Genomic DNA, 13879 nt, shown 5'->3' with positions numbered 1-13879 from the left:
AAAAATTCACTCAAACTGACGAATTTTATTAAAAACAGTTAAGAGCTTCGACATAAATTGTAAATCACATTTTTTCACACTACTTTTGTGCAAACATTACACGATGTACAAATCCCTTCTAAGACCGCTTTTTTTTAGTTTCGATCCTGAAAAAATTCATCATTTTACATTTAAGCTTGTTAAAATAACCTCTAAAATACCAGGAATGACTTCGGTGTTTAGACGTTTATATGTTGTAGAAGATAAGCAACTACAACGCAACCTTTTTGGATTAACCTTTAAAAATCCAGTAGGATTAGCAGCAGGTTTTGATAAAAATGCAGTGCTGTATAATGAATTAGCCAATTTTGGTTTTGGATTTATAGAAATAGGAACAGTTACACCAAAAGGACAAGCTGGAAATCCAAAAAAACGTTTGTTTAGATTAAAAGACGACCAAGGAATTATAAACCGTATGGGTTTTAATAACGAAGGTTTAGAAGCTGCAATTACAAAATTAAAACAAAATAAAGGAAAGTTAATTATTGGTGGAAATATTGGAAAAAACACCGATACAGCACCAGAAGATTACACTAGAGATTATCTTGAGTGTTTTAAAGGTTTACATCCGTATGTTGATTATTTTGTGCTTAATGTAAGTTGTCCAAACGTTGGAAGTCACGCTAAATTAACCGATAAAGATTATTTGTTAGAACTGATTAGCGAAGTGCAAAAAGCTAACGAAGAATTGTCAGGTCGAGCGCAGTCGAGACCTAAAAAACCAATTTTACTTAAGATTGCTCCAGATTTAAATACCATTCAGTTAGATGAAATTATAGAAATCATCAAAGAAACAAAACTAGATGGAGTTATTGCTACCAATACATCTGTAGATCGTACAGGATTAAAAACACCAAAAGAACGTCTGGAAGCTATCGGAAATGGAGGTTTAAGCGGTCAACCTATAAAAGATAAATCTACAAAAGTGATTAAGTACCTAGCAGAAAAAAGTAATAAAGCTTTCCCGATTATTGGTGTTGGTGGAATACACAGTGCTGAAGATGCATTAGAAAAACTAGAAGCTGGAGCAGATTTAGTTCAGATTTATACTGGTTTTATTTATGAAGGACCACGATTAATCAAGCAGATTAATCAAGCTATTTTAACCCAAAATTAAATGACTGTTGAAACCTTATTTGGGTTTGTTGTAGCGACCTCTGCTTTAGCCATATCGCCTGGACCAGATAATATTTATGTGTTAATGCAAAGCATAACTAATGGTCGTAATTATGGTTTAGCAACCGTTGCAGGTTTAATTTCTGGTTGTTTAGTACACACAACATTGGTTGCTTTTGGTGTGTCTGCTATTATTAAAAATAACGATACACTTTTTCTAATCCTTAAAATTTTAGGCGCTGTTTACTTATTGTATTTGGCTTATAAAGTATATCAAAGTGATGCTGAAGTTGCTTTAACTACTGAAAACACACCAAAAAAAAGTTTGTGGCAACTATTTAAACAAGGTGTAATAATGAATGTATTAAACCCAAAAGTGTCTATTTTCTTTTTGGCATTTTTTCCTGGGTTTTTATTTTCAGAAACCTTATCAACAGTAACGCAATTTTATGTGTTGGGATTACTGTTTATGCTCACATCTTTAATTATATTTTCTACAATCGCAGTGCTTTCAGGATTTATTTCGGAGTATTTAAAACAGAATAAAAACACCGGATTAGTACTAAAATGGTTGCAAATAGTTGTGTTTGTAGGAATTGCTGTATTCATCTTTTTTCAGAAGAAATAAAGCCAAAAATCTATTTCTTTTTTATCTTTGAAAGACCATGAAAAACGACCTAGTAAAAGTAATCGAATGTCCGCGAGATGCCATGCAAGGCATCAAGCAATTTATTCCTACCGAAAAAAAAGTACAGTACATACAATCTTTATTACGTGTAGGTTTTGATACAATAGATTTTGGAAGTTTTGTGTCGCCTAAAGCTATACCGCAAATGGTAGATACAGCCGAAGTGTTAGCGCAATTAGATTTAAGCAAAACCAAAAGTAAATTATTGGCAATTGTAGCAAATTTACGTGGTGCACAAGATGCTTGTCAACATCCAGAAATTGATTATTTGGGTTATCCGTTTTCTATTTCAGAAAACTTTCAAATGCGTAATACACATAAAACAATAGCACAATCTGTAGACTTGTTAAACGACATTTTAAACACAGCAAATCAAGCTAATAAAAAGGTGGTTGTTTATATTTCCATGGGATTTGGTAATCCTTACGGTGATCCTTGGAATGTTGAAATAGTAGGCGATTGGACAGAAAAACTGAGTAAAATGGGTGTAGAAATTTTATCCTTGAGTGATACAGTTGGTACATCTAATCCAGAAAATATAGATTATTTGTTTTCAAATTTAATTCCGAAATATCAAAATATCGAATTTGGTGCACATTTACACACTACACCAAGCACTTGGTTTGAAAAAGTAGATGCTGCTTACAATGCAGGTTGTAGACGTTTTGATGGTGCTATACAAGGTTTTGGCGGTTGTCCTATGGCTAAAGATGAATTAACCGGAAATATGCCAACAGAAAAAGTCTTTTCTTATCTAACTACAAAAAAAGCGCATGACTTAAATGCGATGTCTTTTGAAAGCGCATATAATGAGGCGAGTAAAATTTTCAATTTTTATCATTAAAAAAAGAGCTTGTATATTTTACAAGCTCTTTTTTTTTTTTAACTAATTTTTTACTTTTTAAAACTGAAATTCTAATCCAGCATAGATACCAAAAGGATGACCAGGTCTTAATCCTGCAGGTACTCTTGATACTGCGTATTCATTATCTAGTAGGTTAATAATGTTAGCTGTTGCACTTAATTTTGAAGTGATATGGTAACGACCAGCTAAATCTAAAACGATAGCCGATTCTACTTTTTGATTATCAGGAATAGATCCAGTACCAGATACTGTTCTAAAAGCACCATTATATCTTCCGTTTAAGTTAATTGAATATTTTTTGTGTTCTAAACCAATACTTGCATTTAATTGATGCTTTGCAATATATGGTATTTCATCTCCTTCAGAAACAGTTCCCCAAATACCATCATCACTACCAAAATTGTTTAAAAACTCAGTATCAGTATATGTATAACCTAAAGTAATAGGTAAAGAAAAGTTGGTGTTATTTTGAAGTGCATCATAATTTAAAAGAACTTCTAGTCCTTTTACGGTAGATTCTCCTGCGTTAAACATATCTAAACTACCTGTTCCGCCACTAGCAGCAAGATCACTACCTAAAAGGTTGCTGTAGTCGTTGTAAAAGGCCACAACTTCACCTTGAATGCCTTTAAAGTTAAATCTAGAACCTAATTCATAGTTAATACTTTCTTCTGGTTTTTGACCATCTTCATTTCCTGGAGGCGAAAATCCTTTATGTACACCACCAAAAACAGAGTAGTTGTTATTGAATTTGTAATTAAAACCAATACCAGGTATAAAAATATCTACTTTGTTTTCTCTTACAGATAAAATACTACCTGTTCTGCTTATATCACTTGTGCCATAGTTTTCACGTTTAAGCACAATGTTTTCGTAACGTAAACCAGGAGTTAATGTTAAGTTTTTATATTTAAACTTATACATAATGTATGAAGCAAAAGCATTTGCACTACTAATCCTGTTAGCATCTGTACCAGGTATACCTTTAGTCGTTAATTGCATAGAATTATTTTCAATGCTGTAGTAGTCTTTCCATTGAAAACGATCTTCTTCATCATAGTGATATCTTAACCCTAGTTCAATATCATGAAATGTGTTTTCACCATAAAAATGATAATCTAATTTAGTTTGAACACCTTTAGAAATGTACTTACGATTATTTGCTTTAACCGTTAAAGCATCTGCTGGTGAGTTTTCTAAACCTGTCATGTAACTAAAATGGGTAGGATATAAATCTGGATTAGATACAATGTTAGCAATACTTACATTATCACCATTAGCTGTAATATCGTTTAATTTATACCAGTTTCTTTCAAATCTATTAAAGTAACCATTGGTTGTAATGGCGAAATTTTTAGAAAACTCAATGTTATGAGTTAATAATAATTGAATATGCTCATTAGTCATTTTATCTTCTTGAGAACTTGCGTATCTATCAAAAGGATTATTCTTAAAATCTGTGTCTGTTAATCCTAGGTAGGTCTCATTAGACACTTCATCTGCAAACTGAAATTTAGTTTCAAAACTTTGTTGAATTTTTGCTTCTTTATCTGTGTTCAATCTAAATTTAGCAACAACGTCATTCTTGTCAAACCCAGTATTTGCATTGTTTAATAGATTTTTAAATCCATCAGAATTAAAGTTTAAATATTCAACATTATATCCAAAATTTTTGTTGCTGTCTCCAACAGACGCATAAACTTGTCCGCTGTTAAAGCTTCCGTAAGAGGCTTTAATTCTACCAGAAAAATGATCAGGAATTTGTGTAGACACCATATTTATAGCACCACCAGAAGTAAAAGGACCATATTGCACTTGGCTACTACCTTTTAAAATTTCTACAGCTTCCATTCGTGCAACAGAAGGAAAGTAATAAGCAGCAGAAGCACTGTATGGTGCAGGAGCAATCAATACACCATCTTCCATTAAGCTAATTTTTGCACTACGTTCTGGAGAAGTACCTCTTAAACTAATGTTAGGACGTAGACCAAAACCATCTTCTTCTACAATGGTTACACCAGGAACAGTTTTTAAAACACGGTTAATATCTGTGTAACCTAGTTTTTTTAATTCTGTTGGCGAAATGTAATATGCAGAACCTGTGCGGTTTTTTGCCATGTATTTGTTACCAAATATTACATTTGTTTTAATTAAAACTTCTTCTAATTTTTGAATAGAATCTGTATTGTTGGTAATAGAATCTTTTGTGTTTTGAGCTATTACACTACTAGTAATTAATAAGATGAAGAATAAAAATTTAGTTCTCATTTATTTAGACTGATTAAAAATAATTTGTTTTCAGCGTGCAAAAATAATATTCATTTTTAGTTTTTCAAAACTTATTTAGAATAAATAAAGATAATTTTCGGAAAGATTTTATAAGAGAAAAAATTTCGAGATAGTTTCATATATAAGTCGTATCTTTACGCGCAATTAATTCTAATTGCAACATGACAGCACATAACAATAAAATAGTAGGCGAAGGATTAACTTACGATGATGTCCTACTAGTTCCAGCGTTCTCTGAAGTTCTTCCACGCGAAGTCAATATTCAATCAAAATTTACAAGAAATATAACTATTAATGTACCTATAGTTTCTGCAGCTATGGATACAGTTACCGAAAGTCGTATGGCAATAGCTATGGCTAGAGAAGGTGGTATTGGTGTGTTGCATAAAAACATGACCATAGAAGAGCAAGCGACTAAAGTGCGTAAAGTAAAACGTGCCGAAAGCGGTATGATTATAGATCCAGTAACCTTGCCTACTACAGCAATTGTTGCAGATGCTAAACAAGCTATGAAAGAGCATAGTATTGGAGGTATTCCTATTGTTGATGCCACAGGAAAATTAAAAGGTATTGTGACTAATAGAGATTTACGTTTCGAGCATCAAAATTCTAGACCAATTGTAGAAGTAATGACTAGCGAAAATCTAGTAACAGCACCAGTTGGTACGTCTTTAAAAGACGCAGAAAAAATACTTCAGCAAAATAAAATTGAAAAGCTTTTAATTGTAGAAGGTGATAAACTTGAAGGATTAATTACGTTTAGAGATATCACCAAAGTTACTCAAAAACCTATAGCTAATAAAGATAACTACGGAAGATTACGTGTTGCTGCAGCAATTGGAGTAACAGGTGATGCAGTAGATAGAGCAGAAGCGTTAGTTAATGCAGGTGTAGATGCAATTGTTATAGATACAGCACATGGACACACAAAAGGTGTAGTAAATGTTTTAAAAGAAATAAAGAAAAAATTCCCTCAATTAGAAGCAATTGTTGGTAATATAGCAACAGCAGAAGCTGCAAAATATTTAGTAGAAGCTGGTGCAGACGCTGTAAAAGTAGGAATTGGACCAGGATCTATTTGTACAACACGTGTTGTTGCAGGTGTTGGTTTTCCTCAGTTTAGCGCTGTTTTAGAAGTTGCTGCAGCAATAAAAGGAACAGGTGTTCCTGTTATAGCAGATGGTGGAATAAGATATACAGGAGATATACCTAAAGCTCTTGCAGCTGGTGCAGATACTGTAATGTTAGGATCTTTATTAGCCGGAACAAAAGAAAGTCCAGGAGAAACTATTATTTACGAAGGACGTAAGTTTAAGTCTTATCGTGGTATGGGTTCTGTAGAAGCGATGAAACAAGGTAGTAAAGACCGTTATTTTCAAGATGTAGAAGACGATATAAAAAAATTAGTCCCAGAAGGAATTGTTGGTCGTGTACCTTACAAAGGAGAACTTTACGAAAGTATACATCAATTTATTGGTGGTTTACGTGCTGGTATGGGATATTGCGGCGCAAAAGATATTGCAACTTTAAAAGAGTCTGCACAATTTGTAAAAATAACATCTTCAGGAATTAATGAAAGTCATCCACATGATGTTACAATCACTAAAGAAGCACCAAATTATTCAAGATAATTTTAATTATTAATAGATAGTTAAAAAGCACAACATAATTGTTGTGCTTTTTTATTTGTGTTTTGTTAGAAACTGTTTTCTAATCACTAAAAAACTAACAATTACAATTGATAAAATTCCAATAGCTAATAAACCATATTTAATAATTCCTGAAAAGAAAAAGGTAAGAAATCCTTGGTATTTGGAGTTTTTGGTTTTCTCTAAAATCGTAGGGATTACAGTTGTTGTATCCAATAAATAATAACCAAAAATACTTAACAGACTTAAACTGTATATTTTAATTAGCTGGATTGTATTGTGATTCAATAAAAGAGATATTACGGATTATAAATCTGTCCACGATGTGGTTTTAAAGCATCACGTATTGGTTTCATTTCAATTTCATCAACAACCATAAAAGCAATACTATGCATGGGTGATAATTCTTGATAACCAGTGATGTTTAGATTGGTGTTTTGAAGAGTTATATATTCTTTTAGATGTATTACATGGTGTTCTGCAATTTTTAAAGCATCAGGACCTCTAAAATCCCAAATTAGTTTTAATTGTCTCATTATTTTATAATTATTGAGGTGCCGTTTTCTACGTAGTTTTTAAAGTTAACTAAGTACTTTTTACTTTGTTTTTTAAATGCTTTGGGCATTAAAACAAGCATTATTCTTGAAGTGAAATTTCTTGGTAAAAATTGATTATGACTAATCCACTTTGTAGTATCATCATCTATAATTTCAAAGAAATTTTGCTGCACGTTATGCATCATTTTAGTATCAAAATTAAAATGAATAGAATGATTATCTTTTCTGTGGGTAACACTTTCTGTAAGTTCCATTTTTCGTTTACCAAATTGATAATTAAGTTGAATAGTAGAACCTATTTTTCTTGGTGTACCGGAGATATGCGCAAAACTAATTAAGCCTTCTTGCCAGTACTTCATACTATCAAGGTTAACAATTTCTGTAAAGCAAGTAGTAATAGGTTTATTAATTAGTATTTCAGAAGTATAACTTAGCATCAAATTTCAATTTCTAAATTAAAGTATAAAAAAAAAGCGATTGAAAAAATTTCAATCACTTTTATTATGCAAAATACCAGTATTGTAGGATTAACTACAATAATACTTTAATGGTTTTGGTCATATCTTTTGTTTCTAAAACTACTATATAGATATTGTTTTTTGGTAGATCTAATGCGTGTTTGTATGAATTGTTAACCTGTATGTTTGCGTTATTGTCAACAATTTTCCCTAAAATGTCGTAAACTTTGATGTTTAAATCTCCATTGTAATTATTAATCAATAACTCGTTAGATATAACTTTTATATTAGCATTATTAATATTGTTGTCTGTTGTGCTTAGTGTGCTGTCTTTTTCTGCATCAACTAGATTTATATAAAAATCTACTGTTTGGTTATTGCCACCGCCACCAAATTGGTTTTGAAAAAGTAAGTTAAATCCATAAACCATAGTGCCGTTAGGGACACCAGTATATAGCTGAGCGAGATTAATAGTAATGCTGTAGGTATTAGGTCCTGCATTAACATCTGTATCTGTAGGAACTAATGTTAATTGCGGTTGTGATGCAAGATCACTAAATCCTGGAGCACCTTGAAAACTACCACTATCGGTATCTAAACCTCCATACATGTGGATGAAAGTTTGTCCATCAGAATAAAAGTTATTGATGATATCTTGATCTTCAAAAACAATAGTTATTTCATCATTAACTGTTGTTGTTGTTGCAGTTAGTGTAGTGGTGTTTCCGTTGTAACTAGAAAACGTCAGAGTTTCTTGTGCTTTAGTTATACAACTAATAGAAAACAAAAGAGAAAAAAAGTAAATATGTTTCATGTTATAAATGTTAAATTTTTATAAATATATTGTTATAATGATTAAAAAATAAGAATACCTTTAACTCAAACGTTTTCGTGTTGATAAATAGTTAATTTGAATAGTTTATTCACTCTTAATTAATACTAAAAAACTAGCTACTAGCGTTACCTTTTTTAAACTTGTGTAATTAGGTAATATTGCTATTTTTGCATGTACTTCAAAAAACAAGTCTCAATTCATATGAAATCAAGACATTTAATTGCTTTAACAGTCATAGTTTTTTTAGCATTTTGTAAAGTCAATGCGCAAGAAAAACAAGTTCTATTTACAGTAAACGAAACACCTGTTTATGCTTCAGAATTTGTAAGAGTTTATAAAAAGAATTTAGAATTGGTTAAGGATGAGTCTCAAAAAGATATAGATAATTACCTTGATCTTTTCATAAAATATAAATTAAAAGTAATCGAGGCTAAAGCTTTAGGTTTAGATAAAAAACAAGCTTATTTAAGAGAATTTGAAAGTTATAAAAGACAGCTTTCATCTAATTTCTTAAGTAATAACGAGGTTACAGAAAAGCTTATAAAAGAAGCTTACGATAGATTAACCCAAGAGATTGATGCGCGTCATATATTAGTTAAAATAGACAAAAACGCTCCAGAAGAACAGCTTAAACAAGCTAAAGACGAAATTATTAAGCTAAGAAATAGAGTGTTAGAAGAAGGCTTTGAAGCTGTAAAAAAAGACATACATAACGGTCGTACGCTTTTTGCAGAAGAGTTAGGTTATTTTACTGCATTTAGAATGGTATATGAATTTGAAACAGCAGCTTATAATACCAATGTAGGCGAATGGTCACAACCTTTTCAAACACAATTTGGTTATCATATTGTCTATGTTAACGATAAAAGAGAAAATAGAGGAGAAGTAACAGTTGCCCATATCATGCTTACAAATAAGGATGGTCAAGATTCTGAGTCTCAAGAAGAGCGTATTAATGATATTTATAAACGAATTAAGCAAGGAGAAGACTTTGAGGCGTTAGCAAAACAGTTTTCAGAAGATAAAAGCTCTAGCAAAAAAGGAGGTAGATTAAATACTTTTTCTGCAGGACAATTAAGCTCAGAGATTTTTGAAGAAAAAGCTTTTGGTTTAGAAAGAAAAGGAGAAATTACAGAACCTTTTAAAACAGAATTCGGCTACCATATTGTTAAGTTAATAGACAAAAAAGGATTAGCTACTTTTGAGGAGATGGAAAACGAGCTAAAAGCTAAAGTAAAAAAGGATTCTAGATCTGTTGTTATAAACAACTCCAGAATAAACAATTTAAAAGAAAAATATAATGTAAAAGACAATCCAGAAGCTTTGCATTACTTTACTTCAATTTTAAATGAAAATTACTACCAAAGATCTTGGAACACACCAGAAAATTTTGAAGGCAAAAAGGTGTTATTTAATATAAAAGATAAAGAAGTTACCTATAAAGAATTTGCAGATTTTTTATATAATACACAACGTCGTAGACAAGCTAGACAACCATTTGATAAATTGGTAGCAAGCAACTACAAAATGTTTTTAGAATCAAAACTAATACAATATCAAGAAGAAAATTTAGAGTTTGAAAACGAAGAATACGCACATATTTTAAACGAATATCGTGACGGACTTTTATTATTTGATTTAATGGAGTCTAAAGTTTGGAATGCTGCTAGAGAAGATAGTATTGGGTTAGCAAATTATTACAAACAACATCAAGATAAATACTTTTTTGATACTAGAGCCGATGTTATAATAGCATCTTCCGTTAACAAAAAAGACATAAAAAAAGTAGCAAAAATGCTAGAAAATAATACTAGCATAGATGTTATAAAACAAAAAATAAATTCAGAAAAAAATATTAGTGTAAGCTTTATAAAAGATACAGTTACAACTTCTCATCAAGCATTGCCAAAAGACTTTAATATGCAAAAAGGCACATCTAAAGTCTTTAAGCACAACGACGCTTACAGTGTTGTTAAAGTCAATACGGTATTACCCAAAACACAAAAAACTTTTGAAGAAGCAAAAGGAAATGTGATTAGCGATTTTCAAGAGTATAAAGAAAAAAAATGGTTAGAAGAGCTTTCTAATAAATACAAAGTCAAGCTTAATAAAGACGTTTTAAAACAAGTAAAACAGGATTTAAATTAATACATATTTGAAGCAATATATATACATAGCAATAATTTTATGCCTCTTTCAATCTTGCGACTATTTTAGGTCTACAGAGGAAGAAGAAGCTATAGCTAGAGTTAATGATGTTTATCTTTTTAATGAAGATTTAAAAAAAGCATTACCCGAAAATCTTTCGGTAGAAGACAGTACAATTTTTGCAAATAATTTTATTAATCAATGGGCAACCCAACAACTGTTGGTGCAAGGAGCAGAAGTTAATTTAAGTGATAAAAAATTAGAAAAGTTTGATCGTTTAGTTCAACAATACAAAAACGATTTATATAGTAAAGCATATTTAGAAGCTTTGGTTGCTAAAAACTTAGATACCGTAGTGTCATTAGAAGCTGCATCTACGTATTACGAAAGCAATAAAGAAGCCTTTAAATTAAACGAAAATTTAATCAAATTTAGATACATAAACGTAGAACCAAATCGTTTAGATTTAGAAGATATAAAGAAAAAGTTTAAACGATTTAATACTAAGGATAAGAAAGAGTTAGACTCGATAGCAATTCAGTTTAAATCCTTCACTTTAAACGACTCTGTTTGGATTAGATTAGATCAAGCCATCAATAAAATTCCAGTAGTAACTATTGAAAATAAAGACGAATTGTTAAAAAAATCTAATTTTATACAACTCAAAGATTCATTAGGACTATATTTGATGCAAATAAATGACGTGTTGTTGCGCAACAGTACAGCACCGTTAGAATACGTAAAGCCAACTATTAACCAGATTGTTATCAATAAACGCAAGCTGGAATTAATAAAGCAATTAGAAAAGGATATTAAGAAAGATGCCATTAACAACAAACAATTTGAAATTTACAATTAAACATAAAGCGTTATATGTATTAACGTTTTTATTTGCAGTAGCTAGTACCAGTGTAGCACAAGAAATTATAGACGAAACAAAACCAGTAGTAAGCAAAGATACTGTTACAGATTCTGGTGCAACAAAAATCGATGGTGTAGCTGCAGTAGTAGGAGATTACATAGTTTTAGATAGCGATATTGATAAAACCATGTTACAATTAAAAGATCAAGGTGCATCTATGGCAAATTTTGATCGTTGTCAATTATTTGGTAAACTTTTAGAAGATAAATTGTATGCACATCATGCTATACAAGATAGTATTGAGGTTAATGATGCCGAAATTAGATCTAGAGTAGACCAACAAATCAATCAGTTTTTACAACAAACTAACGGAAGCATGGAAGAGCTTTTAGAGTTTTACAGAAAAGATGACGAAGTTAGCTTTAGAGAAGAAATGTTCGAAATCAATAAAAGCAACATGCTAGCTACTGAAATGAAAAAGAAAATTATTGATGAAGTTGAAGTAACGCCAGAAGAAGTGCGTCAGTTTTTTAATAAAATCCCAAAAGAAGAACGTCCAACTTTTGGAACAGAACTTAAAGTAGCACAAATAGTTATAGAGCCTAAAGTATCTGATGAAGAAGTACAACGTGTTATAGATCGATTAAACGAATTTAAACAACAAGTAGAAGAAGAAGGAAAAAGTTTTACCAGTAGAGCTGTTCTATATACAGAAGACGGTGGATCTAAAAAAACAGGTGGACTATATACTTTAGACAGAAGTAAACCACGTATGGTAAAAGAGTTTAGAGAAGTTGCTTTTTCATTACAAGAAGGACAAATTTCAGAGCCATTTAAAACAGATTATGGCTACCATATTATTTATCTAGAAAAAATTAGAGGTCAAGAATACGATGTACGTCATATTTTATTAATGCCTAAAGTGTCTGAAAAAGAAATAGAAGAAGCTAAGAAAGAGTTAGAAAAAGTAAGAGAGCTTATTGTTAGCGGAGATATGACTTTTGCAGAAGCAGCAAAAGAATTTAGTGACGAAAAAGAAACTAAATTTCAAGGAGGACAATTAATAAATCCACAAACACAGGATTACAATTTTGAGCTAACAAAAATGGACCCAGAATTATATGGGCAAATCCAAGAATTAGAAAATAACGAAATTAGTCCTGTTATTACAGACCAAGATCGTACAGGAGCTATTAAGTTTAAATTAGTTACGGTAACAGATAGAATAGATGAGCATGTAGCAGATTATGCACGTGATTATTTAAAAATTAAAGAACTAGCCTTAGATGAAAAGCGTATTAAAGCAATCGAAGATTGGCTAGAAGAAAAAATAAACGAAACATACATTAAAATTAGTGGTTCTAACAGAAACTGCGATTTTAAAAGTAATTGGTTAAAAAAATAAAACATACATGTCAGACGTAACTGCAGTTAAAAATCTAGTCTCAAAATATAATAGCTTAAAACAAGAAGTAGCCAAAGTAATCGTTGGTCAAGACGATGTAGTTAACCAAATATTAATTTCTATATTTTCTGGTGGTCATGCCTTATTAATAGGAGTGCCAGGATTAGCAAAAACATTAATGGTTAATACTATTTCTCAAGCATTAGGATTAGATTTTAAACGCATTCAGTTTACGCCAGATTTGATGCCAAGTGATATTTTAGGTAGCGAAATTTTAGATGAAAATAGACAGTTTAAATTTATTAAAGGACCAATATTTTCTAATATTATTTTAGCAGACGAGATTAACCGTACGCCACCAAAAACACAAGCAGCACTTTTAGAAGCGATGCAAGAAAGAGCAGTAACAGTTTCTGGGCATCATTACAAATTAAACTTACCATACTTTGTGTTAGCAACACAAAACCCAATTGAGCAAGAAGGAACCTATCCATTACCAGAAGCACAATTAGACCGTTTTATGTTTGCTATTAATTTAGAATATCCAACTTTTGAAGAAGAAGTGCAAGTGGTAAAAGCAACAACAACAGATGCTAAACCAACAGTAAATGCACTATTTACAGCACAAGAAATTACAGATTTTCAGCAATTAATTAGACGTATACCTGTTGCAGACAATGTTATAGAATATGCTGTAAAAATGGTTGGTAAAACAAGACCAAATAGCAATGCGGCTTCAGACTTAGTAAAGCAATACGTAGATTGGGGCGCAGGACCAAGAGCATCACAAAATTTAATTTTAGCAGCAAAAACACACGCTGCTGTAAATGGTAAGTTTTCACCAGATATAGAAAATGTACAAGCTGTTGCGACTAGTATTTTACGTCATAGAATGATTAAAAATTACAAAGCAGAAGCAGAAGGTATTACTATAGAAGAAATAATTAAAGATTTATTTTAAAATGAAT

General features: G+C 31.2%; 12 protein-coding genes. 8 read left to right on the top strand and 4 right to left on the bottom strand.

Annotation, left to right across the window (positions count from 1 at the left end; translation table 11 throughout):
• Window positions 1–103 precede the first annotated feature (103 nt).
• Genes H574_RS0107630 through H574_RS0107620 form a run of 3 tightly spaced genes read left to right on the top strand, consistent with a single transcriptional unit; the run spans window position 104 to window position 2687 of the window.
• Complete coding sequence (locus tag H574_RS0107630) at window positions 104–1156, top strand: quinone-dependent dihydroorotate dehydrogenase (protein WP_027880011.1); 1053 nt, start codon at window positions 104–106, stop codon at window positions 1154–1156.
• Window positions 1157–1783 carry a LysE family translocator gene (locus tag H574_RS0107625; RefSeq protein ID WP_027880010.1) on the top strand — a complete coding sequence of 209 codons (627 nt, stop codon included), beginning with the start codon at window positions 1157–1159 and terminating at the stop codon, window positions 1781–1783.
• Window positions 1784–1820: 37 nt separating this feature from the next.
• Window positions 1821–2687: a hydroxymethylglutaryl-CoA lyase gene (locus H574_RS0107620; RefSeq protein WP_027880009.1), complete on the top strand. Its 867-nt coding sequence runs from the start codon at window positions 1821–1823 to the stop codon at window positions 2685–2687.
• 57 nt (window positions 2688–2744) lie between these two features.
• On the opposite strand, the gene H574_RS0107615 is transcribed toward H574_RS0107620, so the two are convergent.
• On the bottom strand, window positions 2745–4976 hold the full coding sequence (locus H574_RS0107615; RefSeq protein ID WP_027880008.1) for a TonB-dependent receptor family protein: 2232 nt from the start codon (window positions 4974–4976) through the stop codon (window positions 2745–2747).
• A gap of 182 nt (window positions 4977–5158) precedes the next feature.
• Here H574_RS0107615 and guaB point away from each other — a divergent pair, with 182 nt between their 5' ends.
• Entirely contained in the window at window positions 5159–6628 is a 1470-nt protein-coding gene (gene guaB, locus H574_RS0107610; protein WP_027880007.1) for an IMP dehydrogenase, read from the top strand.
• A gap of 317 nt (window positions 6629–6945) precedes the next feature.
• On the opposite strand, the gene H574_RS0107605 is transcribed toward guaB, so the two are convergent.
• The 3 genes from H574_RS0107605 to H574_RS0107595 all read right to left on the bottom strand — a co-directional run bounded on the left by H574_RS0107605 (window position 6946) and on the right by H574_RS0107595 (window position 8475).
• Window positions 6946–7182, bottom strand: coding sequence for a hypothetical protein (locus tag H574_RS0107605; protein ID WP_036227340.1), 237 nt, complete (start codon window positions 7180–7182; stop codon window positions 6946–6948).
• Window positions 7182–7562 (bottom strand): SRPBCC family protein, encoded by a 381-nt coding sequence (locus H574_RS0107600; protein ID WP_155912614.1) that lies wholly within the window; start codon window positions 7560–7562, stop codon window positions 7182–7184. The genes H574_RS0107605 and H574_RS0107600 overlap by 1 nt, the downstream gene beginning before the upstream one ends.
• A gap of 172 nt (window positions 7563–7734) precedes the next feature.
• Entirely contained in the window at window positions 7735–8475 is a 741-nt protein-coding gene (locus tag H574_RS0107595; protein ID WP_027880004.1) for a T9SS type A sorting domain-containing protein, read from the bottom strand.
• 222 nt (window positions 8476–8697) lie between these two features.
• On the opposite strand from H574_RS0107595, the gene H574_RS0107590 reads away from it, so the two are divergent.
• From H574_RS0107590 to H574_RS0107575, 4 genes are read left to right on the top strand one after another with little or no spacing between them, the layout of a single operon-like run.
• Entirely contained in the window at window positions 8698–10644 is a 1947-nt protein-coding gene (locus tag H574_RS0107590; protein ID WP_027880003.1) for a peptidylprolyl isomerase, read from the top strand.
• 7 nt (window positions 10645–10651) lie between these two features.
• Complete coding sequence (locus H574_RS0107585) at window positions 10652–11503, top strand: hypothetical protein (RefSeq protein ID WP_051169851.1); 852 nt, start codon at window positions 10652–10654, stop codon at window positions 11501–11503.
• Complete coding sequence (locus H574_RS0107580; protein WP_027880001.1) at window positions 11466–12911, top strand: peptidylprolyl isomerase; 1446 nt, start codon at window positions 11466–11468, stop codon at window positions 12909–12911. Before H574_RS0107585 ends, H574_RS0107580 begins: the two co-directional genes overlap by 38 nt.
• Before the next feature lie 7 nt (window positions 12912–12918).
• Window positions 12919–13872: an AAA family ATPase gene (locus H574_RS0107575; protein ID WP_027880000.1), complete on the top strand. Its 954-nt coding sequence runs from the start codon at window positions 12919–12921 to the stop codon at window positions 13870–13872.
• Window positions 13873–13879: the final 7 nt, after the last annotated feature.

This window comes from Mesoflavibacter zeaxanthinifaciens DSM 18436, assembly GCF_000422365.1.
GTDB classification, from domain to species: Bacteria; Bacteroidota; Bacteroidia; order Flavobacteriales; family Flavobacteriaceae; genus Mesoflavibacter; species Mesoflavibacter zeaxanthinifaciens.
Note: the sequence above shows the minus strand (reverse complement) of the source record. Positions and strands in the feature narration are given on the sequence as shown.